This is a genomic window from Pseudomonas sp. S2_B10 (assembly GCF_054668425.1).
In genome coordinates this window covers 4,306,403-4,329,719 of the sequence record NZ_CP162768.1, presented here as the reverse complement: position 1 = coordinate 4,329,719, position 23,317 = coordinate 4,306,403, and the positions used below count along the sequence as shown (strand labels likewise).

Below are 23,317 nucleotides of genomic sequence, written 5' to 3'. Positions count from 1 at the left end.
ATCGATCAGACTGACGGGCCATATCCATGCCGGTGGATCAGGCGACAGGCGCCGGAGGCGGCTCGTCCGGCAGCGTCGGTTCGCCTGGTTCGGTCGGTTGTTCGTTGGGAGTATCGGGATCGGGCTGGCCGGGCACGCCGCCGGACAGACTCAAAGACGGATTCGCCAGTAACGACCAGGCCAGAACGCCTATCTGATTGGGCTCAAGCCTTGCCAGTTCAGCGCTGATTCGCGGGTCGATCTTCATAGGGCACTCCTCAGTGAAGGCCCGAATCTGTGTGTAACAAAAACGGGCAGTACACCCCATAGAGTGTCTGCCCGCCAAAGAATTCCCGACATCCGTCGGATGGTCGATCAGGTACGCGGCAAGGTCACGCCACGCTGGCCCTGATATTTGCCGCCACGATCCTTGTAGGAAACTTCACATTCTTCATCGGATTCGAGGAAGAGCATCTGCGCCACACCTTCGTTGGCGTAGATTTTCGCCGGCAGGTTGGTGGTATTGGAAAATTCCAGGGTCACATGACCTTCCCACTCAGGCTCGAGTGGAGTGACGTTGACGATGATGCCGCAGCGCGCGTAGGTGCTTTTACCCAGGCAGATGGTCAGCACGTTGCGCGGAATGCGGAAGTATTCGACGGTGCTGGCCAGGGCGAAGGAGTTCGGCGGAATGATGCAGACGTCGCTGTGGATGTCGACGAAGCTGCCGGCGTCGAAGTTCTTCGGGTCGACAATGGCCGAGTTGATGTTGGTGAACACCTTGAAGTGGTTGGTGCAACGCACGTCGTAGCCGTAGCTCGACACGCCGTAGGAAATCACCCGGCTGTCGTCGCTGCCGCGCATCTGGCGCTCGACGAACGGTTCGATCATGCCGTGTTCCTGCGCCATGCGGCGAATCCACTTGTCCGATTTGATGCTCATGGCGGGTTTGTCCTGAATAGCGAGGTGGAAAAATTCTGTCCGGCATCTTACCGGGCGCGTCGCCTCGTTCAAAGTGCGCAACGCAATTCTCGGCGAACACCCCGTATTTACGCGATGTGGCGACGAACCGTCGCACCGCCGATCCCTAAAACACAGAATCCTTTGCAAGAAACATTGGCACGTTCCGGAAAAAGGGTTAAGGTGGCGTCACTGTGTTGCTTGTGTCACTGAGAATCTCTACACGATATGTTGAATTTCGATCCAACCATCTACAAGAATTTTTCCTGCTCTTTGCACTCAGTCTCGGCCAGGGTTCTTCCTGAGTCGCAGTTATCTTTGTTCAAGGAGTTACACCATGTCTAATCGCCAAACCGGTACCGTTAAGTGGTTCAACGATGAAAAAGGCTTCGGCTTCATCACTCCACAATCCGGTGACGACCTGTTCGTTCACTTCAAAGCTATCCAATCCGACGGCTTCAAAAGCCTGAAAGAAGGCCAACAGGTTTCTTTCATCGCTACCCGCGGTCAGAAAGGCATGCAAGCTGAAGAAGTACAAGTTATCTAACTTGTAGCTTCTTTAGAAAAGAGCCCCGCCCTTAAAAGCGGGGCTTTTTTGTGGGCGCCTGTTTTGCGCTGGCAAAAAAAATCGCGACCCTTGAGGCCGCGATTTTTTTGTTTCTGCCCTTACCAGGCGACGCCAAACCCTGCGGTATAACGGGTCTTGTTCAGATCCGCATCGTTGGTGCCACTGATGATGTCGCGCTCGGCCTTGAGGTTGAGCGAGGCCCAGTCGGTGACCTTGTAGCGCAGGCCCAGCTCGGCATCCAGTGCGTAATCGGCAACGCCCGACAGCGGCTTGCCGACTTCGCCATTGGTGAAGAACTCGACCTTCTTGCCGATCAGGTAGCGGTTGTAGTCCCACTTCATCGCGACGGAGTAGAAGTTGTCCTTGCTGCCATCGCGGTATTCATAGTCGGTGCGGTTGAGCAACGAGCCCAGCGAGAACGCACCCAGTTCATCGTCCCAGAACTGGTAACCCGGACCGGTACCGACCACGCGCTGACGCGCCAGCTCTTCGATGTGATCACGCTTGTAGTTGATGCGCCCCTGCCAGAACCACTGATCGGTGAGGAAACGGTCGAGGGAATATTCGGCGCGCCAGTTGTTGGTGGTGGTTTCCGCATCCTGGACTTCGCGGTTGTACTCGCCCTCGCCGGTATGGCGCCAGCGACCATGGCGAGCCGAAGTCTTGAAGGCAACGTCGTAATCGTCGGTGTCCTTTTCGGCGCGCTGATAGTCCAGCGCCAGATCGACGCTGCCCTTCCATACCAGGTCGGTGACGATCGGCTTGGGCTTGAGAATCTGCTGAATGCTCGCCAATTCGACCGTCTTCGGCGCCTCGCCATTGGCCAGAGTAACCTTGCCATCGTCAGCCGCCGTCAGCGACTTCGACACTTCGCCGGCATAGGCGTCTTGCTTCACCAGCAGATGCTGATCGCTGTCGAGGGTCTTGACCTCTTTCCAGTCAATCGCCACTGCGCCGGCGTATTTGGTCTGGATCAACAGCTTGCCGCCGTCGAAAACCGTGATAGTGCCACTCAGCTTGTCGCCGTTTTTCAACCAGACGGTGTCGGCAAGCAGGGGCGTGGACGCGCTGAAAACAGCAAGGCACAACAGGGTTCTGGGGAACATAAGCAGATCGGGGGCTCAGAGTTGGCGAAAAGGGTCGGCATTATCCGTAGGATTTTGCCCATGACAAGGACTGACCGGACTATTTCAATTGAGTTCATTTCTCAACTGCGCCACGAGCGATTACCCTTGTCGCCATCATCACGCCAATGCTCAGGAGCCGCGTACGTGAAAGACCCGCTCGACAGCGTCGAAAACGATGCGCAAATCCGACGCACGGCACTCTACTCAACACTCGCGCAAGTGCCTGAAGGCAAAGTCGTCAGTTATGGCCAGTTGGCCGAACTTGCCGGGCTGGGCCGCGCCGCGCGCTGGGTCGGACGGACCTTGAGCCAGTTGCCCGGCGACACCAGGCTGCCCTGGCACCGCGTACTCGGCGCCGGCGGGCGCATCAGTCTGCCGGTCGGCAGCCCTTCCGGTGACGAGCAGCGCGCGCGATTGCGCATGGAAGGCATCACCGTCCAGAACAATCGTGTGGATATTCGGCGCCATGGCTGGCGTCCGGTAGAGCACAGCGGTTAGAGTGCGCGCTTTGTTTTCGCAATTTTGAGGCAGACTTCAGCCCATGCCCCGTAAAACCTGGCGCGCCGCGCTCGCCGCCTATGCCAGTCCTTCGACGCTCGTGCTGTTGTTGCTCGGTTTTGCCGCCGGCCTGCCGTACATGCTGGTGTTCTCGACGCTCTCCGTATGGCTGCGTGAAGCAGGCGTGGCCCGTGAAACCATTGGCTATGCCAGCCTGATCGGCCTGGCGTACGCGTTCAAATGGGTCTGGTCGCCGCTGCTCGATCAATGGCGCCTGCCCTTGCTGGGCAAACTCGGCCGCCGCCGTTCCTGGCTGGTGCTCTCCCAGGCACTGGTGATTCTCGGCCTGATCGGCATGGGTTTCTGTGATCCGCAGAAGCATTTATCCTGGCTGATCGCCATTGCCGTCGTGGTTGCCTTCGCCTCCGCCACGCAAGATATCGCGGTCGACGCCTATCGCCTGGAAATCGCCGATGACAGCCGCCAGGCCGCTCTCGCCGCCAGCTACATGTCCGGTTACCGCGTCGCCGCCCTGCTCGCCACCGCCGGCGCGCTATTCTTCGCCGAAGGTTTCGGCTCCACCGGCTTCAACTATAAGCACGCAGCTTGGACCGGCACCTATGTGCTGTTCGGCGCATTGATGGTGCCCGCGCTGCTGACCACGCTGTTCATGCGTGAACCACCCGTACCGCTGCGCACGCAGTTGCAGGCCGGGCGCTATACGTTCATGCATCAATTGATGTCGGTGTTCGTGCTGATCGTGCTGCTGGTTTCCGTACCGGCGATGTTCACCCAGCTATACAACACCGATTTCGCCGGCGTGCTGTTCGGCGACATGAGCCCACTCGATTTGCTGCTCGAAGACCGCGCCTTCCTGCGTGCCATCCTCTATACGTTGCTGACGGGGATGTGTCTGTCGGCCATGGGCCGGCGCGGACTGGCGCCGGTACTGACGCCGATCAATGACTTCATCCTGCGTTATCGCTGGCAGGCGCTGTTGCTGCTGGGCCTGATCGCCACTTACCGGATGTCCGACACGGTAATGGGCGTGATGGCCAACGTGTTCTACATCGACCAGGGTTTCACCAAGGATCAGATCGCCAGTGTCAGCAAGATTTTCGGCCTGATCATGACCCTCGTCGGCGCCGGCATGGGTGGCCTGTTGATCGTGCGTTTCGGCATTCTGCCGATTCTGTTTATCGGTGGTGTGTCTTCGGCAGCGACCAACCTGCTGTTCGTCATGCTCGCGGACATGGGCCCGAACCTGCAGATGCTGGTGGTGACCATTTCCCTCGACAACTTCAGCTCGGGCCTGGCGACATCGGCGTTCGTTGCCTACCTGTCGAGCCTGACCAACCTGAAGTTTTCCGCTACGCAATATGCCCTGCTCAGCTCGATCATGTTGCTGCTGCCGCGCCTGATGGGCGGCTATTCCGGCGTGCTGGTCGAGAAGTTCGGTTATCACAGCTTCTTCCTCATTACCGCCCTGCTCGGCGTACCGACGCTGTTACTGATCGCGCTGCACTGGTTCCAGGAGCGCCGCCGCGAAGGACAAACACCGACGCCCGAGCCTGCACCGACGCCCGTCACCGAAGAATCGTAGGACGCTTCGCCAATGGCGGGAGGAATCCCGCCGCTGGCGCCTTCCGCCGGCCACACTTCTGTACGTCAGCAAAACTCGCCGGTACACTGCTCCGTCATTTCCAGTCATAGCAACCGACAACGGCCAACCATGCGCACCAGTCAATTTTTGCTCGCCACACAGAAAGAAACGCCTTCCGACGCGGTCGTGATCAGCCACCAGCTGATGCTGCGCGCCGGCATGATCCGCAAGCTTGCCTCGGGCCTGTACACCTGGCTGCCGATGGGCCTGCGAGTCATGCGCAAGGTCGAAGCCATCGTTCGCGAAGAGATGAACGCTGCCGGTTCTCTGGAAGTGTTGATGCCGAGCACCCAACCGGCCGAGCTGTGGCAGGAATCGGGGCGCTGGGAAGAATACGGCCCTGAGCTGCTGCGCATCAAAGACCGCCATGGTCGTGATTTCTGCGCGGGCCCGACTCACGAAGAAGTGATCACCGATCTGATGCGCAACGAGTTGAGCAGCTACAAACAGCTGCCAATCAACCTGTATCAGATCCAGACCAAATTCCGCGACGAAATCCGCCCACGCTTCGGTTTGATGCGCGGCCGCGAATTCATCATGAAGGACGCCTACTCCTTCCACGCTGATCAGGCGTCGCTGCAGGTCACCTACGACCGCATGCATGAAGCCTACTGCAACATCTTCACGCGTCTGGGCCTGAAATTCCGCCCGGTAGAAGCCGATAACGGTTCGATCGGTGGTGCCGGTTCCCACGAATTCCACGTACTGGCCGAGTCCGGCGAAGACGATATCGTCTTCAGCAACGGCTCCGACTACGCGGCGAACATCGAAAAAGCCGAAGCGGTGCCACGGGAAACCTCGCGCCCTGCGCCAACCGAAGAGCTGCGTCTGGTCGACACACCGGACACGAAAACCATCGCCGCCCTGGTGGAAAAATTCAATCTGCCGATTGAAAAGACCATCAAGACCCTGATCGTCCATGCCGAAGAAGAAGGCAAGCTGATCGCGCTGGTGATTCGTGGCGACCACGAACTGAACGAAATCAAGGCTGCCAACCAGCCTGGCGTGGCCAGCCCGCTGGTGATGGCCTCCGATGCCGAACTGCGTGACGCGATTGGCGCCGGCGCCGGCTCGCTCGGCCCGCTGAACCTGCCGCTGCCGATCATCATCGACCGCTCGGTGGCGATGATGAGCGACTTCGGCATTGGCGCGAACATCGACGACAAGCACTATTTCGGCGTTAACTGGGAGCGTGATCTACCGGTTCCGACCGTTGCCGACCTGCGCAACGTCGTCGCCGGAGACCCAAGCCCGGACGGCAAAGGCACGCTGGAAATCAAGCGCGGCATCGAAGTCGGACACATCTTCCAGCTGGGCAACAAGTACAGCAAGGCGATGAAGTGCGAAGTGCTGGGCGAAAACGGCAAGCCGGTGACTCTGGAAATGGGTTGCTACGGCATTGGCGTTTCCCGCGTGGTCGCTGCAGCTATCGAGCAGAACAACGACGCCAACGGCATCATCTGGAGCGACACCCTGGCGCCGTTCCAGATCGCGCTGGTACCGCTGCGCTATGAAACCGAGCAGGTGCGCGAAGCCACCGACAAGCTCTATGCCGAACTGACGGCGGCCGGCTTCGAAGTGCTGCTGGACGATCGCGACAAGAAAACCAGCCCGGGCATCAAGTTCGCGGACATGGAGCTGATCGGCATTCCACACCGGATCGTGGTCAGCGACCGCGGCCTCGCCGAAGGCAACCTGGAATACAAGAGTCGTTCCGAAGCAGAGGCGCAAGCGCTGCCGGTGGCCGATGTTGTGTCCTTCCTTCAGGCCCGTATCCGCCGCTGAAACCAGATAGAGACGTCATGTTCAAGCGAAACACCTTAGGCCTCGGTGGCGCCGCCCTGTGCGGCGCCCTGCTGGTCAGCGGCTGCGCCAATCACATGTCGCAACGCAGCGAGCACGAAGAGCGGGTCGAGCGAAAGTTGCTCGATCACAGCCTGCAGATCGATGTCGGCGAGCCCAAGGTGCTCGAGCTGCCGCAGCGACGCGTGAAGATAAACGAGCAGAAGACTTTCGAAGTCACCGAGTTCGAGGTCACCCGTCGCTACGACCGCTACACGCCTTACCAACCCTGGCGCGAAGTCTACGAGATTCCGCTGGGCGCGGTGGCCGTGGTCGGTGGTGTCGGTGCCAACGTGGTCAACGTGTTTGCCCTCGGAAACCTGCCGGATAGCGTCACCCGGGATTGGCTGAGCTACGGTTTCGCCGGGCTCAACCCGTTCATGAACGTGCAGTCCAATGGTCGTGCGCAGCAGAACCTCGCGGGCATCGACGAAGTCCAGCGCGACAAGCGCACGGAGTATTCGAGCCTGCCGTGGAGCGAACGACCGGTGCAGGTCAAGGCCGGCAAGCAGACGTTCGACATGACCACCGACCGCAACGGTGTGCTGCGCTTGAATCTGCTCGACAGTCCGTTCGCCGAACATGACCTCAACCATGTCGGCCGCTTGCAGATCAGTGTCGAAGACGCCAAGGACGATGTGCATTCCGACTCGACCCTGATGCTCAGCGGCCACCTGCGCGGCAAGTTGATTGAGGCGCATGGGCTGATTTATGACGATCTGGAAGATGACGAGGTGAGCCAGTGGGTACACCGGGTCAAACGCCTGTCGGAGCTGGGCCTGGAAGAAGAAGCCAGCGAACTGGAACAGAGCCTGATCGAACTGACGCGCAACGATCCGGAGTTGCAGGCTGAGTTTCTCAAGTCTTTGGCCAAGGATGCCGGGCGCCTGGTTGCAGATCCGGGACCGAATTAAAAGCTAAAGGCATCGCGGGCAAGCCCGCTCCCACAGGGTTTATGGGTGTTCACACAATATGTGTTTCACCATCGATCAATGTGGGAGCGGGCTTGCCCGCGATGATTATCTGAATACGCCGCAAATCTACCGCTCAAACAACTCCATCTGCTCAAACCCGCCGCGCAAATCCTCCAGCCTCACTCCCACCCCCAACAGCCGCACCGGCTTGCCGCCGCGATTGAACGCCTGCGTCAGCATCAACTGGTAACTGCCCAGGTCGCGCCCTGCCCCGGCCTGCTCCAGCGTGGTCTGGGTGAAATCATGGAATTTGACTTTGACGAACGGCTTGCCCGGTCGATAACTGCCGTCGATTCGGGCCATGCGGGTTTTCAGGGTATCGAGCAGCTCGGGCAATTTGTCCAGGCAGCTGCGCAAGTCCGGCAGATCAACGTCGTAGGTGTTTTCCACGCTGATCGACTGACGGCGGCTGTCGTTGTGCACCAGCCGGTCATCGATTCCACGGGCCAGATTCCACAAGCGCTCGCCGAAACTGCCGAATTCGCGCACCAGCGCCAGCCTGCCCCACTCGCGCAGGTGCTGGCAGTCAACGATGCCGAGCTTGCCGAGCTTGTCGGCGGTGACCTTGCCGACGCCGTGCAGCTTGCTCACCGGCAGACCACTGACGAACTCCTCGACCTGATCCGGGGTGATCACGAACAAACCGTTGGGTTTTTTCCAGTCGCTGGCGATCTTCGCCAGAAATTTGTTTGGCGCAACGCCTGCGGAAACGGTGATGTGCAATTGGTTGGAGACCCGGCGGCGAATGTCTTGGGCGATGCGCGTGGCGCTGCCGCCGAAATGCGCGCTGTCGGACACGTCCAGATAGGCCTCGTCGAGCGACAGCGGCTCGATCAGGTCGGTGTAGTCGGCGAAGATCGTATGAATTTCCTTCGACGCTTCCCGATAAGCGTCCATGCGCGGCTTGACGATGGTCAGGTCCGGACACAGCTTTAATGCATGCCCGGAAGCCATGGCCGAGCGCACACCATAGGCGCGCGCTTCATAGTTGCAGGTGGCGATCACCCCGCGCCGATCCGCCGAACCACCCACCGCCAGTGGCTTGCCGGCCAGACGCGGGTCATCGCGCATCTCGATGGCAGCATAGAAACAGTCACAGTCGACGTGGATGATTTTTCGCTGGGTCATGTCGGAAAAAGACAACGTGGCAAGCCGGAGCGGCAGTATCTCATTGACACCTGTATATAGCACCAGTGGTTGAATGTTCTTTTCCGACCGTAGGAGATTTCCGATGAATTTATTTTTTCAATCACAGATCAGCGCGCAATAGAGCTGAAAGCCTTGCGCCACTTGCCCTGCGCGCCTACCGCCCGCCGTGAAAATACGCTAAGCGCTTGAACCTCAACAGATTTATCCGGATCGACGGTTGACACACTCGCGAACCTCTGTAGAATGCCGCCACACAGACGCGGGATGGAGCAGTCTGGTAGCTCGTCGGGCTCATAACCCGAAGGTCGTCGGTTCAAATCCGGCTCCCGCAACCAAACATCAGAAAAGGCTACTCGAAAGAGTGGCCTTTTTTGTGCGCGTCTGTTTTGCAAACGGGCGCCCTGCTCAATCTCCAGCGAAACGGCAATTTGTTGCATTTCCGAAACTTACGCATTAACTGCGACCGGTCGCCGCGATTTCGCAGTTATTTGGGCCATTCCAGGATTAGCGGTTGACACCTCGCCGTTCGCCTGTAGAATGCCGCCACACAGACGCGGGATGGAGCAGTCTGGTAGCTCGTCGGGCTCATAACCCGAAGGTCGTCGGTTCAAATCCGGCTCCCGCAACCAAACATCAAAAAAGGCTACTCGAAAGAGTGGCCTTTTTTGTATCTGTTGAAAAAGTCCTTTCGCAACAATGATCTGTCACTGTTCAGTGAACCGCTGGGGATCATCAGAACCACTGACTTGCGACTATGCTTGAGTCGCAGACAGGGTTTCTGCAATCCAGGAACTGCCCTCGCCGATGCCCGACGAGAGGCGTAGTATTTTGTGATTATTTTTTTCTACAGGGATTGGTAACTTGGCTGGATACCTCCATCCTGTCGCGCACAATCCAAGAGGTGATTGATGCGCGCCAACTCGTCTGATCCACAAGACACCGTTACAGCAGAACAACCGATCAAACCCGAGCGTTTGCGCTGGCTGGATCGATTAAGCAAATACCGTCAGCCGATCGGTCTGGCCGTCACGTTGCTGCTGTTTGCCATTGCCCTGATTGCCTGCCGCCATCTGCTCGCCGAGCTCGATCTCGACGCGTTGCATGACTCGATTCTCGACGTGCCGAAACCCGCCCTGCTCGGCGCCATCGGTGCGACCGTGGTCGGGTTCATCATTCTGCTCGGCTATGAATGGTCGGCCAGCCGCTACGCTGGCGTGAAACTGCCGCCGCGCACGCTCGCCCTCGGCGGCTTCACCGCATTTGCGATTGGCAATGCCATTGGTCTGTCGCTGCTGTCCGGCGGCTCGGTTCGTTATCGTTTATATGCGCGACTGGGCGTCGGTGCGTCGGAAGTTGCGCACATGACGCTATTTGCCAGCCTCTCGCTGGGCTGCGCCTTGCCGCCACTGGCAGCGCTGGCCACCCTGAGCAACCTGCCCGCCGCCTCGCAAGCGCTGGGGCTGTCCGAAATCTTGCTGGGCTCGGTCGCCGCTGCCGTATTGATCCTTGGTACGGTGCTGGCGATCGGCATCTATCGTCGTCGCCTGCCGGAACAACCCTACCCCGACAATCTGCTGGTCCGTGCCGGGCGGCGCACCCTGCGCCTGCCGGGTCGGCGTCTGACCTTTCTGCAACTGGTGATCACCGCCCTCGATGTCGCGGCTGCCGCCACCGTTCTCTACTTGTTGCTGCCGGAAGCGCCGCCGTTTGCGCCGTTCCTGCTTGTGTATCTGCTGGCGCTGGCCGCCGGTGTACTCAGTCATGTACCTGGCGGCGTCGGTGTGTTCGAAGCGATTCTGCTCGCCGCGTTTGCCGACAAGCTTGGCGCCGCGCCGCTGGCCGCTGCACTGCTGCTGTATCGCCTGATCTACGTGGTGCTGCCGCTGCTGGTCGCTTGCGTATTGCTGCTGATCAACGAAGGCCAGCGCCTGTTTCAATCCCAGACCATGCGCGCGGCGTCCGGTCTGGCCGCGCCGGTTCTGGCGGTGCTGGTGTTCCTGTCTGGCGTGGTGCTGCTGTTTTCCGGCGCGACCCCGGAAATCGATACCCGCCTGGAGCACATCGGTTTTCTGATCCCGCATCGTCTGGTCGACGCCTCGCACTTCGGCGCCAGCCTGATCGGCGTCCTCTGTCTGTTGCTCGCACAAGGTCTGCGCCGGCGCCTGTCGGCGGCGTGGATGCTGACCACCATTCTGCTGCTGGTTGGCGCCCTGCTCTCGCTGCTCAAAGGCTTCGACTGGGAAGAAGCCACGCTGATGACGTTGACGGCCGCGCTGCTCGGCGTGTTCCGCCGCTCCTTCTACCGTCCGAGCCGTTTGACCGAACTGCCGTTTTCGCCGCTGTATCTGGTCGCCAGTCTCTGCGTGCTGGGCGCTTCGGCCTGGTTGCTGCTGTTCGCCTATCAGGACGTACCCTACAGCCATCAACTGTGGTGGCAGTTCACCCTCGATGCTGACGCGCCGCGCGGTCTGCGCTCGCTGCTCGGCGCGGCGGTGTTGCTGGTGATCATCTCGCTGACCTGGCTGCTGCGCACGGCGCGCCCGGTGATTCATTTGCCGACGCCGGAGGAACTGGATCGCGCGGCAAAGATTCTCATGGCCTCGTCGCAACCCGACGGCGGCCTCGCGCTGACCGGTGACAAGGCGTTGCTGTTTCACCCCAACGATGAGGCGTTCCTGATGTACGCCCGCCGTGGCCGCAGTCTGGTGGCGCTGTACGACCCGATCGGGCCGAGCCAGCAACGCGCGGAAATGATCTGGCAGTTCCGCGATCTCTGCGACATCCATCACACCCGCCCCGTGTTCTATCAGGTGCGCGCGGAGAATCTGCCGTACTACATGGACATCGGCCTGACGGCGATCAAGCTCGGCGAAGAAGCCCGGGTCGATCTGCAACGCTTCGATCTGGAAGCCAAGGGTAAGGAGATGAAGGACCTGCGCTACACCTGGAACCGTGGCACCCGCGATGGACTGTCGCTGGAAATCCATGAGCCGGGGCAGGCGCCGATGGACGAGCTGAAAGTGATTTCCGATGCCTGGCTGACCGGCAAGAACGTGCGCGAGAAAGGCTTCTCCCTCGGCCGCTTCAGCGACGATTACCTGAAGCATTTCCGCATTGCGGTGATTCGCTTCGAAGGCCGCCCGGTAGCGTTCGCCAATCTGCTCGAGACCTACAGCCACGATCTGGCCAGTCTCGACCTGATGCGCGCGCACCCGGAAGCGCCGAAGCTGACCATGGAATTCATGATGGTCGGCCTGATTCAACACTATAAGAGTCACGGATACGCGCGCTTCAGCCTGGGCATGGTGCCGTTGTCGGGGCTGCAACCCCGGCGCGGCGCACCGCTGACCCAGCGGCTGGGCTCGATGGTCTTCCGCCGTGGTGAGCAGCTGTACAACTTCCAAGGCTTGCGCCGCTTCAAAGACAAGTTCCAGCCCGACTGGGAACCCCGTTATATGGCCGTGCCCGCCGGACTTGATCCGCTCGTGGCGCTGGCCGACACTGCTGCCCTGATCGCGGGCGGCTTGACTGGATTGGTGAAACGCTGATGATTCAACGCTCCCTGAAGTACATCCTGGCCGCCCTGCTGGTGCTGGCCGTGATTGCCGGCGGCGGTTACTGGTACCTCAAACGTCCGGCACCGGAACCGACCGTCGAACAACTGAAACCTGCCGATGGCACCGCCATGACCCGCGTGATCCCCGGCAACAAGCCGAAGGCTCAGGTGCTGGTGGCCGTCACCGACGACCAGAAGCTCTCCGAGAAACAACTGACCACCCTCAGCCGCAGCGCTTCGGCGCAGATCGTCCAGGTGATTCTGCCCAAGGACTGCCTGCTGCAAAGCCGCGCCCTGCAATCGGGCCTGCGCGAATTGAACGGCCCGGCCACCCTGGTCAGCGGCATCGGCCCGGGCGCTGTGCTGGCGTGGCGCTGGCTGGCAGAACAGAAAGACGACAAGGCCCAGGCCGTCTCCGTCGATCTGGCCCTGGAAAAACCCGGCTGCACTCACCTGCTGCCGAAATCCGCCGCCCACGGCCACTGGCTGGTGGCGTGGAACGACAACCCGGACGACGCCAGCGCGGGCTTCGTGCGCGATCAGCCGAACGCCGAAACCAGCATCAGCGACTACGACATCAACCTGCCGCAAGTGCTGAACAACGAACTGCGCAAAATCCTCGTCGGCGGCGACAAGGCCAACGGCGGCCTGGCGATCCCGGTCGTGGAAGTGCCGGCCGGTCAGGCCAACGACACCGTGACCCTGTTCCTCTCCGGCGATGGCGGCTGGCGCGACCTCGACCGTGACGTGGCGGGCGAAATGGCCAAGATCGGCTACCCGGTCGTCGGCATCGACACCCTGCGCTACTACTGGCAGCACAAGAGCCCGGAGCAAAGCGCGCTGGATCTAACCGAACTGATGCAGCACTACCGTCAGAAATGGGGCACCAAACGCTTCATCCTCACCGGCTATTCGTTCGGCGCTGACGTCCTGCCGGCGATATACAACCGCCTGCCAGAGAACGAACAGCAACGCGTCGACGCGATCATCCTGCTCGCCTTCGCCCGCACCGGCAGCTTCGAAATCGAAGTCGAAGGCTGGCTGGGCAACGCCGGCAAAGAAGCCGCGACCGGCCCGGAAATGGCCAAGCTGCCAGCGGCCAAGGTTGTGTGCATCTATGGCGAAGAAGAGACCGATGAAAGCGGCTGCACCGACAAGACTGCTGTTGGCGAAGCGGTGAAACTGCCCGGCGGCCACCACTTCGACGAGAACTATCCAGCGCTGGCCAAGCGTTTGGTGGACTTGATTCAGAAGCGCCAGAGCAAGGACTCGGTCGCCGAAGAGTGATCTGAGCCACGCCCACAAAAAGCCCCCGCAACTGCGAAGTTGCGGGGGCTTTTTACATCCCAACAGCCACCAAAATCCCTGTGGGAGCGAGCCTGCTCGCGAAAGCGGTGGGTCAGTTTACAGATTCGTCGACTGACACTGCGTCTTCGCGAGCAGGCTCGCTCCCACAGAGAAAAAAGTGCCAGGTGTTTACTTTCGTTTACTTCCAGTCTCGCAATATCAGATGACGCCCACAGACCTTGTAGGCAAACTCCGAAACTCTTGTTGGGGCGCTGTGCCGCTCTATTGCGCTGTTTTTCGACGGGATACTCTCAGGACGTCGCTGACCCATTCAGCGATCGGGTGTGGTAACCCGGAGAAACCATCGCAACAGCGCGCTCCTCAAGTTATGGCGGCTGTGCGTGGGACGCTTTCGGGCGTGCCGGTTTCCTTGGTTCCCGGTTTACCACCCTGCGTACAGTTGCCTCCCTTTCGCGTGGTAACGAAAGTCGCGGCACTTCGAACTAAGGAGTAACACGATGACCGAAACTGATCTGTACGGACTTGCAAACGCTAAAACCATCGGCTTCAGCCCTTTCCTCTACAACGCGGATCAAGCGTTCTTCAACGTCCGCTCCGGCATTCCGATCATCGATGCCTTGTCCCAATCCTCCGACCTGCTGTCCCTCGCCAAATCCTTCGCCGAGGACGCTGCCTTCATCAAAGACACCGACCGCCATGCCTGGGCTGCGCATTACCTGACCGTGATGGGCAAAGCCTTGGTTGATGACGTGATCCAAGCGCTGATCCCACGACCTGCGCGGACGAAGACTGAATCTGAAGCTGATCTGTCTGAACGCACCTCTTGATTCAACCCAATACCCTGTGGGAGCGAGCCTGCTCGCGAATGCGGTGGTTCAGCCACCACATGCTTCGACTGACACTACGCCTTCGCGAGCAGGCTCGCTCCCACAGGGAATCAGCGGTGGTTTGAGGGATTGGGCACAGGCACAAAAAAGCCCCCGCCAACCACAAGGCTGACAGGGGCTTTTCAGTTGAGGCCAGGCTTACATCTCCACCTGCGTCCCCAACTCAATCACTCGGTTCAGCGGCAGATTAAAGAACCGCAAATTGCCATTGGCATTCTTCAACATGAACGCAAACAGCGCCTCACGCCAACGGGCCATACCTTCCAGTTTCGAGGCAATCACCGTCTCACGGCTGAGGAAGTAGGTCGTGCGCATCGGGCTGAAGTCCAGATCATCCAGATGACACAGCTTCAGCGCTTGCGGCACGTCTGGCTCGTCGGTGAAACCGAAGTGCAGGATCACCCGGAAGAAGCCTTCGCCGTGCGCTTCGACCTCGAAGCGCCGCGATGGCGGTACGCGCGGGATGTCTTCGTAGACCACCGTCAGCAACACCACTTGCTCATGCAACACCTGGTTATGCAGCAGATTGTGCAACAACGCGTGCGGTACGGCGTCGGAGCGTGCGGTGAGGAACACCGCGGTGCCTTGCACCCGATGCGGCGGTTGCACGCGGATGCTGCTGATGAAGATCGGCAGCGGCAGCGCGCCTTCGTCGAGGCGTTCGACCAGCAGCTGTTTGCCGCGCTTCCAGGTGGTCATCAGCACGAACAGCGCGATACCGGCGATCACCGGGAAAGCGCCGCCCTGGACGATCTTCGGTACGTTGGCAGCGAAATACAGACCATCCACCAACAGGAAGCCGATCAACACCGGCACCGCAAGGATCGGTGGCCATTTCCACAGCAGCAGCATGACCGCCGACACCAGAATGGTGGTCATCAGCATAGTGCCGGTCACTGCGACGCCGTAGGCCGAGGCCAGTGCACCGGAGGATTCGAAGCCCAGCACCAACAGCACCACGCCGACCATCAGCGCCCAGTTCACCGCGCCGATGTAGATCTGGCCTTGTTCGTCGCTGGAGGTGTGCTGGATGTACATGCGCGGGATGTAACCGAGCTGGATCGCCTGACGGGTCAGGGAGAACGCACCGGAAATCACCGCTTGCGAAGCGATCACCGTGGCCAGGGTCGACAGGCCGACCAGCGGAATCAGCGCCCAGCTCGGCGCCAGCAGATAGAACGGGTTGCGCGCGGCTTCCGGGTTTTCCAGCAGCAACGCGCCCTGGCCAAAGTAATTCAGCACCAGCGCCGGCAGCACCAGCAGAAACCAGGCGCGGGCGATCGGCTTGCGACCGAAGTGGCCCATGTCGGCGTACAGCGCTTCCGCGCCGGTCAGCGCCAGCACTACCGCGCCGAGGATCGCTACGCCCATGCCTGGGTGCACGACGAAAAAATTCACCGCCCACATCGGGTTAAGCGCATGCAGCACTTCCGGCGTGTGGCTGATGCCGTACACACCGAGCGCGCCGAGGACGAGGAACCAGGTAACCATGATCGGCCCGAACAGAATACCGATCCGCGCGGTACCGTGGCGCTGAATCAGAAACAAGGCGACCAGCACCACCAGCGACAGCGGCACCACCCAGTGATCAATGCCGTCAAACGCCAGGCCAAGGCCTTCGATCGCCGACAGCACCGAAATGGCCGGGGTGATCATGCTGTCGCCATAGAACAGCGCCGCGCCGATCAGCCCGCACACCACCAACAGCGTGCGCAGGCGCTTGCGCCCCGCCGCTGCCCGCCGAGCCAGTGCGGTCAGGGCCATGATGCCGCCCTCGCCCTGGTTGTCGGCGCGCAGGACGAACATCATGTACTTGATCGATACCACCCAGATCAGCGACCAGAAGATCAACGACAGAATGCCCAGCACGCCGTCGTGATTGACCGGCACGCCGTAACCGCCGGAAAACACTTCCTTGAGGGTGTACAACGGGCTCGTACCGATGTCGCCATAAACCACCCCGACCGCCGCGACCAGCATGCTCAGCGGTCTGCTTGCCGAACCCTCGGCGCCCGCCGCATGACTACTTGCCTGACCCATCCAACACTCCTGATCTCGATACCGGCTTCTTTGAAGGAAGCACTATGCTTTGAGTTGCAGCATGCGCTGTTTTACCTGTTGTTACAGACCAATGATTGACTGCAAGAAATCGGCAAAGCTCAACGGCGCGAAGCATAGCGCAGCACTCGTCGTATTTCCCCGTATAAAGCTGGTCAAGTGCGTTGCCCGCCGCTAGAATTGCGCACTTTTTGATCAGAGGCGCGCCCTAAGCGCCCATCCGTCGGCTTGCGCACCAAGCAAGCGACGTCACAAAACACCGAGGTTAGACATGTCCACCACTCCTGCGCCGGCCAATCCAAAGGTTGGCTTTGTATCTCTGGGTTGCCCGAAAGCACTGGTCGACTCCGAGCGCATCCTGACCCAGCTGCGCATGGAAGGCTATGACGTGGTGTCCACCTATCAGGACGCCGACGTCGTGGTGGTCAACACCTGCGGTTTCATCGATTCGGCCAAGGCTGAGTCGCTGGAAGTGATCGGCGAAGCGATCAAGGAAAACGGCAAGGTCATCGTTACCGGCTGCATGGGCGTGGAAGAAGGCAACATCCGCGACGTACACCCGAGCGTGCTGGCCGTGACCGGCCCGCAGCAGTACGAGCAAGTGGTCAACGCCGTGCACGAAGTGGTGCCGCCGCGTCAGGATCACAACCCGCTGATCGACCTGGTGCCGCCGCAAGGCATCAAACTGACCCCGCGCCACTACGCGTACCTGAAGATTTCCGAAGGCTGCAACCACAGCTGCTCGTTCTGCATCATCCCGTCGATGCGCGGCAAACTGGTCAGCCGTCCGGTTGGTGATGTGCTCGACGAGGCGCAGCGCCTGGTCAAATCCGGCGTCAAAGAGCTGCTGGTGATCTCGCAAGACACCAGCGCCTACGGCGTCGACGTGAAATACCGCACCGGCTTCTGGAACGGCGCGCCGGTGAAAACCCGCATGACCGAGCTTTGCGAAGCGCTGAGCACGCTGGGCGTCTGGGTGCGCCTGCACTACGTTTACCCGTACCCGCACGTCGACGAGCTGATCCCGCTGATGGCCGCCGGCAAGATCCTGCCGTACCTGGATATCCCGTTCCAGCACGCCAGCCCGAAAGTCCTGAAGTCGATGAAACGTCCGGCGTTCGAAGACAAGACCCTGGCACGCATCAAGAACTGGCGCGAAATCTGCCCGGACCTGATCATCCGTTCGACCTTCATCGTCGGCTTCCCGGGCGAAACCGAAGAAGACTTCCAGTACCTGCTCAACTGGCTGACCGAGGCCCAGCTCGACCGCGTCGGCTGCTTCCAGTACTCGCCGGTGGATGGCGCACCGGCCAACGATCTGGATCTGGAAGTGGTCCCGGACGACGTCAAGCAAGACCGTTGGGAACGCTTCATGGCGCACCAGCAGGCGATCAGCTCGGCACGTCTGCAGATGCGCATTGGTCGTGAGATTGAAGTGCTGGTGGATGAGGTGGACGAGCAAGGCGCGGTCGGCCGTTGCTTCTTCGACGCCCCGGAAATCGATGGCAACGTGTTTATTGATAACGGCAGCAATTTGAAGCCGGGTGACAAGGTCTGGTGCAAGGTGACTGACGCTGACGAATATGATCTGTGGGCTGAGCAGATCTGATCTGAAGATCAAAAGCCCCTCACCCCAGCCCTCTCCCAGAGGGAGAGGGGGCTGACCGTGTTGTTCTTTCTAGGTACATCGACCTGAGCTATCCGGTCGAACTCAGGTTTGAAAAGCACGAAGTTCAGCTCCCTTCCCCCTCGCCCTCTCTGGGGAGAAGGGACTGATCGAGGTGCTCTTCAGAATGACGGCGACTTGAAATATCGAGTCGAACTCAGGCTTTGAACAGCACGAAGATCAGCTCCCTTCCCCCTCGCCCCCTCTGGGGGAGAGGGTTGGGGTGAGGGGGAGAAATCTTGCTGGCGACAGAAATAGCCAGCCAGACACCGCAACAAATCCAAAAAGCCCCGCTCTTTTCCGAGATACGGGGCTTTTTTGCGGCTATCGTTTAGCGGGGGACGGACTCCCTTGAACCGCACAAGAGGCACACGCACATGCGTCAGCATTCGGTCATCCACACACCGAAAATCAGCGATTACGAAGAACTGACCCGGGTCTGGGAGGCCTCGGTCCGTGCAACTCATCGGTTCCTGCCGGACAGCTATATCGAGCTGCTGCGCAATCTGGTGCTCACCCGCTATCTCGACGCGGTAATGCTGATCTGCACCAAGGACCGCCAGCAGCGCATCACCGGGTTTGCCGGTGTCGCGGCGGGCAAGATTGAAATGCTGTTCATCGATCCCGACCATCGTGGTCAGGGACTGGGCAAGCAATTGCTCCGCTATGCGATCGAACGGCTCAATGCCGATGAACTCGACGTCAACGAACAGAATCCGCAAGCCTTGGGCTTTTACGAGAAACAGGGCTTCGAGGTGATCGGCCGCTCCGAGGTCGATGGCATGGGCCAGCCGTATCCGCTACTGCATATGCGCTTGCGGCAGTCCCAACAGCGCGCGAACCATGCCTGACACAACCTGGAACCCTGTGGGAGCTGGCTTGCCAGCGATGCAGACGCCGCGGTGTACGAGAAATACCGAGTTGATACCATCGCAGGCAAGCCAGCTCCCACAGGGAATACCAACACCCTGCAAATGGAACCGGGCTTAACCGCTTCCACACAGGTACAATGCCCACCCCTTTTTTGTTACGGCCCCGTCATGACTGACCCGATCCGCCTCTCCAAACGCCTCATCGAACTGGTCGGTTGCTCCCGCCGGGAGGCCGAGCTGTTCATCGAGGGCGGCTGGGTCACCGTGGACGGCGAAGTCATCGATGAGCCGCAATTCAAGGTCGGCGAGCAAAAGGTCGAGCTCGACAAGGACGCCAAGGCCACCGCGCCGGAGCCGGTGACCATCCTGTTTAACGCGCCCGCCGGCATGGATGTCGACAGCGCCATGCAATCGCTCAGCGCCGAAACCCTCAGCGAAGAGCATCGCTACGGCAAGCGTCCGTTGCGCGGGCATTTCCTGCGCCTGACCGCCAGCGCCGACCTGCAGCCCAAGGCCAGCGGCCTGCTGGTGTTCACCCAGGACTGGAAAATCCTGCGCAAACTCACCGCCGACGCGGCGAAGATCGAGCAGGAATACATCGTCGAAGTCGAAGGTGAGATGGCTGCCCACGGCCTCAACCGCCTGCAACATGGCCTGACGCACAAGGGCAAGGAGCTGCCGCCGGTCAAGGCCAGCTGGCAGAACGAAAACCGCCTGCGCTTCGCCATGAAAAACCCGCAGCCGGGAATCATCGCGCAGTTCTGCGAAGCGGTCGGCCTGAAGGTCATCGGCATCCGCCGCATCCGCATCGGCGGCGTGTCGATCGGCAAGGTCCCGGTTGGCCAATGGCGCTACCTGTCCGGCAAAGAGAAGTTCTAGAACTTCCACTGCCGCCACACATTCCGGCAGTGCTTACGAGCGCTGCCCACAACGCATCAGGAATACCGACATGGTTCATAACGACGTACTGCGCAGCGTGCGCTACATGCTCGACATCAGCGACAAGAAAGTTGTCGAGATCATCAAACTGGGCGGCATGGACGTCACGCTCGCCGATGTCATCACCTGGCTCGACAAGAAAGAAGAAGACGAAGAAGGCTTCGTACGCTGCCCGGACGAAGTCATCGCGCACTTCCTCGACGGCCTGGTGATCTTCAAGCGCGGCAAGGACGAAAGCCGTCCGCCACAGCCGATCGAAGTGCCGGTGACCAACAACATCATCCTGAAAAAACTGCGCGTGGCCTTCGAACTGAAAGAAGACGACATGCACGCGATCCTCAAGGCCGCCGAGTTTCCGGTATCCAAGCCTGAACTGAGCGCGCTGTTCCGCAAGGTCGGCCACACCAACTATCGGCCGTGTGGCGATCAGTTGCTGCGTAACTTCCTCAAGGGTCTGACCCTGCGCGTTCGCCCGGCCTGATGCCCTTCTGCGGTGGCGACTGATGGTCGCCACCGCAGCGCATGACCGTTCATTCCCTTCGAAAATAGTGGCTCCGTTTTTTGCGGCTGGCGACTAGGGTGTATTGACCCCTAGCCCTCAGGATTCGCCATGCACCCGTACTTTTCCCTGCAAGGCCGCACAGCTCTGGTGACCGGCGGCACCCGTGGTATCGGCAAAATGATCGCCAAGGCCTTTGTCGAGGCTGGCGCCCGAGTGTTCGTCTGCTCCCGCGACGCCGAAGCCTGTCATCAAACGGCGCAAGAACTCAGTGCCTTCGGCACTTGCCACGGCGTGGCGGCGAATCTGGCCACTGAAGAAGGCGTGCAGGAACTGGCCGCGCGCCTGGGTGAGCAGATCACTCATCTGGACATTCTGGTGAACAATGCCGGCACCACGTGGGGCGCGCCGCTGGAGAGCTATCCGGTCAAGGGCTGGGAAAAGGTCATGCAGCTCAACGTGACGTCGGTGTTCAGTTGCATCCAGCAGTTTCTGCCGTTACTGCGCAAGGCTGGTTCGGCGGCGAATCCGGCGCGGATCATCAATATCGGTTCGGTGGCGGGGATTTCTTCGTTTGGCGAGCAGGCATATGCCTATGGGCCGAGCAAGGCCGCTCTGCATCAGTTGTCGCGCATTCTGGCGCGAGAACTGGTGAGCCAGCACATCAACGTCAACGTGATTGCGCCGGGTCGCTTTCCGAGCAAGATGACCCAGCATATTGGTAATGATGAACAGGCATTGGCTGAGGATACTGCGCTGATTCCGATGAAGCGCTGGGGGCGTGAGGAAGAGATGGCGGCGCTGGCGATCAGCCTGGCGAGTACGGCGGGGGCTTATATGACCGGGAATATCATTCCTCTTGATGGTGGGTTCAGCCTCTGACATCGGCGGTGTGACTATCGCTGGCAAGCCAGCTCCCACAGGGTTCTTGGGTGTTTGAACAATCCGGGTTCACTCAAAAACCTGTGGGAGCTGGCTTGCCAGCGATGGCGTCCGCCCTGTCACCACCAGACTTGAAGCGAGCCGGGTTATCATGCCCGCCCTACCCGCTTCGATCCCAGACCATGACTTACAGCGTCTCCCCCATCGGCTTCGTGCGCTCCTGCTTCAAGGAGAAGTTCGCCATCCCCCGCCAGCCACAACTGGCCCCGGCCGCCCGTGGCGTGCTGGAACTGGTCGCGCCGTTCGACCAGGGTGACGCCGTGCAGGGGCTGGAGCAGGTCAGCCATGTGTGGCTGTTGTTTCTGTTCCACCAAGCCCTGGAAGACAAACCGCGACTGAAAGTGCGCCCGCCACGCCTGGGCGGCAACAAGTCGATGGGCGTGTTCGCCACCCGCGCCACGCACCGGCCGAACGGCATTGGCCAGTCGGTGGTGAAGCTGGACAGGGTCGAAGGTAATCGGCTGTTTATCTCCGGGATCGATCTTCTCGACGGCACACCGGTGCTGGATATCAAACCGTATGTGCCGTATGCCGACATCATCCCTGGGGCAACCAATGACATCGCCAGCGCGGCGCCGCAGTTGATCGACGTCCAGTGGGTGGAGTCAGCCTTGAAACAAGCGCACACCCACGCTCAGCGGCTTGAAGAGCCATTGGTTGAGTTGATCGAGCAGTGCCTGGCGCAGGATCCGCGTCCGGCGTATCAGACACCGGCGCCGGAACGTGAATATGGTGCGCAGTTCTGGGATCTGGACGTGCGCTGGCATTACCCGACGCCCGAACAGATCCGCGTGCTGGAAGTCATCCCGGCCACAGCCTGAAACCGCGCTCAGTGTAGGAGCTGCCGAAGGCTGCGATCTTTTGATCTTGATTTTAAAAAGCCAGATCAAAAGATCGCAGCCTTCGGCAGCTCCTTGGATCGTGGCAGGCATGAAGGAAATGCTTCGGGCATAAAAAAGCCCCCATTGCCTGCCAAGGCAATGGGGGCTCTCTGTGGCGCTTACTTCTCTACGAACGCACGCTCGATCAGGTAATCACCCGGCTCGCGCATCCGCGCCGAGATTTTCAGGCCGAAACTGTCGAGCACTTCGCTGGTCTCGTCGAGCATGCTTGGGCTGCCGCAGATCATTGCGCGGTCGTCCTGCGGGTTGATGGGTGGCAGGCCGATATCGCTGAACAGCTTGCCGCTGCGCATCAGGTCGGTCAGGCGGCCCTGATTCTCGAACGGCTCGCGGGTCACGGTCGGGTAGTAGATCAACTTGTCACGCAGCGCCTCGCCGAAGAATTCGTTCTGTGGCAAATGCTCGGTGATAAATTCGCGGTAGGCGACTTCGTTGACGTAACGCACACCGTGAACCAGGATCACTTTCTCAAAGCGCTCGTAGGTTTCCGGGTCCTGAATGACGCTCATGAACGGCGCCAGACCGGTGCCGGTGCTCAGCAGGTACAGGTGCTTGCCCGGGTTCAGGTCATCAAGAACCAGCGTGCCGGTAGGCTTCTTCGAGATGATGATCTCGTCGCCTTCCTTCAAGTGCTGCAATTGGGAGGTCAGCGGACCGTCCTGCACCTTGATGCTGAAGAACTCGAGATGCTCTTCCCAGTTCGGGCTGGCGATCGAGTAAGCGCGCATAAGCGGGCGGCCGTTGGGCTGTTGCAGGCCGATCATCACGAACTGACCGTTCTCGAAGCGCAGGCCCGGATCGCGGGTGCACTTGAAGCTGAACAGAGTGTCGTTCCAGTGATGAACACTGAGGACACGCTCGTGGTTCATGTTGCTCATGTACGTTTGACTCCTGGAGATTGGTCTGCGCGGCTCAATGAGGCTTAACG

Annotated in this window: 20 protein-coding genes and 2 tRNA genes; 16 read left to right on the top strand and 6 right to left on the bottom strand. The window is 60.1% G+C overall.

Translation table 11 applies throughout. The features are described 5' to 3' along the window. Positions 1-37: 37 nt before the first annotated feature. Positions 38-247 (bottom strand): hypothetical protein, encoded by a 210-nt coding sequence (locus AB4O45_RS19285; RefSeq protein ID WP_016771389.1) that lies wholly within the window; start codon positions 245-247, stop codon positions 38-40. A gap of 107 nt (positions 248-354) precedes the next feature. Continuing rightward, a complete protein-coding gene (dcd, locus tag AB4O45_RS19280; RefSeq protein WP_007940589.1) occupies positions 355-921 on the bottom strand; it encodes a dCTP deaminase in 567 nt (188 codons plus the stop codon). A 355-nt stretch (positions 922-1,276) separates the two neighbouring features. On the opposite strand from dcd, the gene AB4O45_RS19275 reads away from it, so the two are divergent. Beyond that, the gene (locus tag AB4O45_RS19275) at positions 1,277-1,486 is read left to right on the top strand and encodes a cold-shock protein (RefSeq protein ID WP_002554837.1); all 210 of its coding nucleotides are present in this window, start codon (positions 1,277-1,279) and stop codon (positions 1,484-1,486) included. Between the two features lie 119 nt (positions 1,487-1,605). Here the strand turns inward: AB4O45_RS19275 and AB4O45_RS19270 are convergent, their stop codons facing one another. After that, positions 1,606-2,613 carry a DUF481 domain-containing protein gene (locus tag AB4O45_RS19270; protein ID WP_460160433.1) on the bottom strand — a complete coding sequence of 336 codons (1,008 nt, stop codon included), beginning with the start codon at positions 2,611-2,613 and terminating at the stop codon, positions 1,606-1,608. A gap of 165 nt (positions 2,614-2,778) precedes the next feature. On the opposite strand from AB4O45_RS19270, the gene AB4O45_RS19265 reads away from it, so the two are divergent. The 4 genes from AB4O45_RS19265 to AB4O45_RS19250 all read left to right on the top strand — a co-directional run bounded on the left by AB4O45_RS19265 (position 2,779) and on the right by AB4O45_RS19250 (position 7,551). After that, the gene (locus AB4O45_RS19265) at positions 2,779-3,132 is read left to right on the top strand and encodes an MGMT family protein (protein ID WP_071174585.1); all 354 of its coding nucleotides are present in this window, start codon (positions 2,779-2,781) and stop codon (positions 3,130-3,132) included. Between the two features lie 43 nt (positions 3,133-3,175). Continuing rightward, entirely contained in the window at positions 3,176-4,735 is a 1,560-nt protein-coding gene (locus AB4O45_RS19260; RefSeq protein WP_041478070.1) for an AmpG family muropeptide MFS transporter, read from the top strand. Between the two features lie 129 nt (positions 4,736-4,864). After that, positions 4,865-6,580, top strand: a complete 1,716-nt coding sequence (locus tag AB4O45_RS19255; protein WP_041478071.1) for a proline--tRNA ligase — start codon at positions 4,865-4,867, stop codon at positions 6,578-6,580. A 17-nt stretch (positions 6,581-6,597) separates the two neighbouring features. Next, complete coding sequence (locus tag AB4O45_RS19250) at positions 6,598-7,551, top strand: hypothetical protein (RefSeq protein ID WP_056783330.1); 954 nt, start codon at positions 6,598-6,600, stop codon at positions 7,549-7,551. 126 nt (positions 7,552-7,677) lie between these two features. Here the strand turns inward: AB4O45_RS19250 and dinB are convergent, their stop codons facing one another. Then, on the bottom strand, positions 7,678-8,739 hold the full coding sequence (gene dinB / locus AB4O45_RS19245) for a DNA polymerase IV (RefSeq protein WP_095180864.1): 1,062 nt from the start codon (positions 8,737-8,739) through the stop codon (positions 7,678-7,680). Positions 8,740-9,018: 279 nt separating this feature from the next. Here dinB and AB4O45_RS19240 point away from each other — a divergent pair. The 5 genes from AB4O45_RS19240 to AB4O45_RS19220 all read left to right on the top strand — a co-directional run bounded on the left by AB4O45_RS19240 (position 9,019) and on the right by AB4O45_RS19220 (position 14,451). Further along, a tRNA-Met gene (locus AB4O45_RS19240) sits at positions 9,019-9,095 on the top strand. 217 nt (positions 9,096-9,312) lie between these two features. Continuing rightward, positions 9,313-9,389 (top strand) — tRNA-Met (locus AB4O45_RS19235). A 279-nt stretch (positions 9,390-9,668) separates the two neighbouring features. Beyond that, the gene (mprF, locus tag AB4O45_RS19230; RefSeq protein WP_252868894.1) at positions 9,669-12,308 is read left to right on the top strand and encodes a bifunctional lysylphosphatidylglycerol flippase/synthetase MprF; all 2,640 of its coding nucleotides are present in this window, start codon (positions 9,669-9,671) and stop codon (positions 12,306-12,308) included. Next, positions 12,308-13,603 (top strand): virulence factor family protein, encoded by a 1,296-nt coding sequence (locus tag AB4O45_RS19225; RefSeq protein ID WP_353188725.1) that lies wholly within the window; start codon positions 12,308-12,310, stop codon positions 13,601-13,603. Before mprF ends, AB4O45_RS19225 begins: the two co-directional genes overlap by 1 nt. A 518-nt stretch (positions 13,604-14,121) precedes the next feature. After that, positions 14,122-14,451, top strand: a complete 330-nt coding sequence (locus AB4O45_RS19220; protein WP_315436165.1) for a DUF3077 domain-containing protein — start codon at positions 14,122-14,124, stop codon at positions 14,449-14,451. A gap of 198 nt (positions 14,452-14,649) precedes the next feature. Here AB4O45_RS19220 and AB4O45_RS19215 read toward each other — a convergent pair whose 3' ends face one another. Next, the gene (locus AB4O45_RS19215) at positions 14,650-16,491 is read right to left on the bottom strand and encodes a potassium transporter Kup (RefSeq protein ID WP_370695135.1); all 1,842 of its coding nucleotides are present in this window, start codon (positions 16,489-16,491) and stop codon (positions 14,650-14,652) included. A 349-nt stretch (positions 16,492-16,840) separates the two neighbouring features. Between AB4O45_RS19215 and rimO the strand changes: the two genes are divergently transcribed. From rimO to tsaA, 6 genes are all read left to right on the top strand, one after another. After that, the gene (rimO, locus tag AB4O45_RS19210; RefSeq protein ID WP_024011887.1) at positions 16,841-18,178 is read left to right on the top strand and encodes a 30S ribosomal protein S12 methylthiotransferase RimO; all 1,338 of its coding nucleotides are present in this window, start codon (positions 16,841-16,843) and stop codon (positions 18,176-18,178) included. Between the two features lie 434 nt (positions 18,179-18,612). Then, positions 18,613-19,086 (top strand): GNAT family N-acetyltransferase, encoded by a 474-nt coding sequence (locus AB4O45_RS19205; protein ID WP_095180524.1) that lies wholly within the window; start codon positions 18,613-18,615, stop codon positions 19,084-19,086. 189 nt (positions 19,087-19,275) lie between these two features. After that, complete coding sequence (locus AB4O45_RS19200) at positions 19,276-19,986, top strand: rRNA pseudouridine synthase (protein ID WP_095180523.1); 711 nt, start codon at positions 19,276-19,278, stop codon at positions 19,984-19,986. Positions 19,987-20,056: 70 nt separating this feature from the next. Continuing rightward, positions 20,057-20,527 carry a YehS family protein gene (locus AB4O45_RS19195; RefSeq protein ID WP_056783315.1) on the top strand — a complete coding sequence of 157 codons (471 nt, stop codon included), beginning with the start codon at positions 20,057-20,059 and terminating at the stop codon, positions 20,525-20,527. A gap of 129 nt (positions 20,528-20,656) precedes the next feature. Further along, complete coding sequence (locus AB4O45_RS19190) at positions 20,657-21,427, top strand: SDR family oxidoreductase (protein WP_236168037.1); 771 nt, start codon at positions 20,657-20,659, stop codon at positions 21,425-21,427. A gap of 182 nt (positions 21,428-21,609) precedes the next feature. After that, entirely contained in the window at positions 21,610-22,308 is a 699-nt protein-coding gene (gene tsaA, locus AB4O45_RS19185) for a tRNA (N6-threonylcarbamoyladenosine(37)-N6)-methyltransferase TrmO (protein WP_095180522.1), read from the top strand. 179 nt (positions 22,309-22,487) lie between these two features. Here the strand turns inward: tsaA and fpr are convergent, their stop codons facing one another. Beyond that, positions 22,488-23,267 (bottom strand): ferredoxin-NADP reductase, encoded by a 780-nt coding sequence (fpr, locus tag AB4O45_RS19180; RefSeq protein WP_007908723.1) that lies wholly within the window; start codon positions 23,265-23,267, stop codon positions 22,488-22,490. Positions 23,268-23,317 lie beyond the last annotated feature (50 nt).

Bases quoted from the DNA above. Each gene is read 5' to 3' on its own strand.
- AB4O45_RS19285 (WP_016771389.1), bottom strand. From the start codon at position 247: ATGAAGATCGACCCGCGAATCAGCGCTGAACTGGCAAGGCTTGAGCCC.
- dcd (WP_007940589.1), bottom strand. From the start codon at position 921: ATGAGCATCAAATCGGACAAGTGGATTCGCCGCATGGCGCAGGAACAC.
- AB4O45_RS19275 (WP_002554837.1), top strand. From the start codon at position 1,277: ATGTCTAATCGCCAAACCGGTACCGTTAAGTGGTTCAACGATGAAAAA.
- AB4O45_RS19270 (WP_460160433.1), bottom strand. From the start codon at position 2,613: ATGTTCCCCAGAACCCTGTTGTGCCTTGCTGTTTTCAGCGCGTCCACG.
- AB4O45_RS19260 (WP_041478070.1), top strand. From the start codon at position 3,176: ATGCCCCGTAAAACCTGGCGCGCCGCGCTCGCCGCCTATGCCAGTCCT.
- AB4O45_RS19255 (WP_041478071.1), top strand. From the start codon at position 4,865: ATGCGCACCAGTCAATTTTTGCTCGCCACACAGAAAGAAACGCCTTCC.
- AB4O45_RS19250 (WP_056783330.1), top strand. From the start codon at position 6,598: ATGTTCAAGCGAAACACCTTAGGCCTCGGTGGCGCCGCCCTGTGCGGC.
- dinB (WP_095180864.1), bottom strand. From the start codon at position 8,739: ATGACCCAGCGAAAAATCATCCACGTCGACTGTGACTGTTTCTATGCT.
- mprF (WP_252868894.1), top strand. From the start codon at position 9,669: ATGCGCGCCAACTCGTCTGATCCACAAGACACCGTTACAGCAGAACAA.
- AB4O45_RS19225 (WP_353188725.1), top strand. From the start codon at position 12,308: ATGATTCAACGCTCCCTGAAGTACATCCTGGCCGCCCTGCTGGTGCTG.
- AB4O45_RS19220 (WP_315436165.1), top strand. From the start codon at position 14,122: ATGACCGAAACTGATCTGTACGGACTTGCAAACGCTAAAACCATCGGC.
- AB4O45_RS19215 (WP_370695135.1), bottom strand. From the start codon at position 16,491: ATGCTGGTCGCGGCGGTCGGGGTGGTTTATGGCGACATCGGTACGAGC.
- rimO (WP_024011887.1), top strand. From the start codon at position 16,841: ATGTCCACCACTCCTGCGCCGGCCAATCCAAAGGTTGGCTTTGTATCT.
- AB4O45_RS19205 (WP_095180524.1), top strand. From the start codon at position 18,613: ATGCGTCAGCATTCGGTCATCCACACACCGAAAATCAGCGATTACGAA.
- AB4O45_RS19200 (WP_095180523.1), top strand. From the start codon at position 19,276: ATGACTGACCCGATCCGCCTCTCCAAACGCCTCATCGAACTGGTCGGT.
- AB4O45_RS19195 (WP_056783315.1), top strand. From the start codon at position 20,057: ATGGTTCATAACGACGTACTGCGCAGCGTGCGCTACATGCTCGACATC.
- AB4O45_RS19190 (WP_236168037.1), top strand. From the start codon at position 20,657: ATGCACCCGTACTTTTCCCTGCAAGGCCGCACAGCTCTGGTGACCGGC.
- tsaA (WP_095180522.1), top strand. From the start codon at position 21,610: ATGACTTACAGCGTCTCCCCCATCGGCTTCGTGCGCTCCTGCTTCAAG.
- fpr (WP_007908723.1), bottom strand. From the start codon at position 23,267: ATGAGCAACATGAACCACGAGCGTGTCCTCAGTGTTCATCACTGGAAC.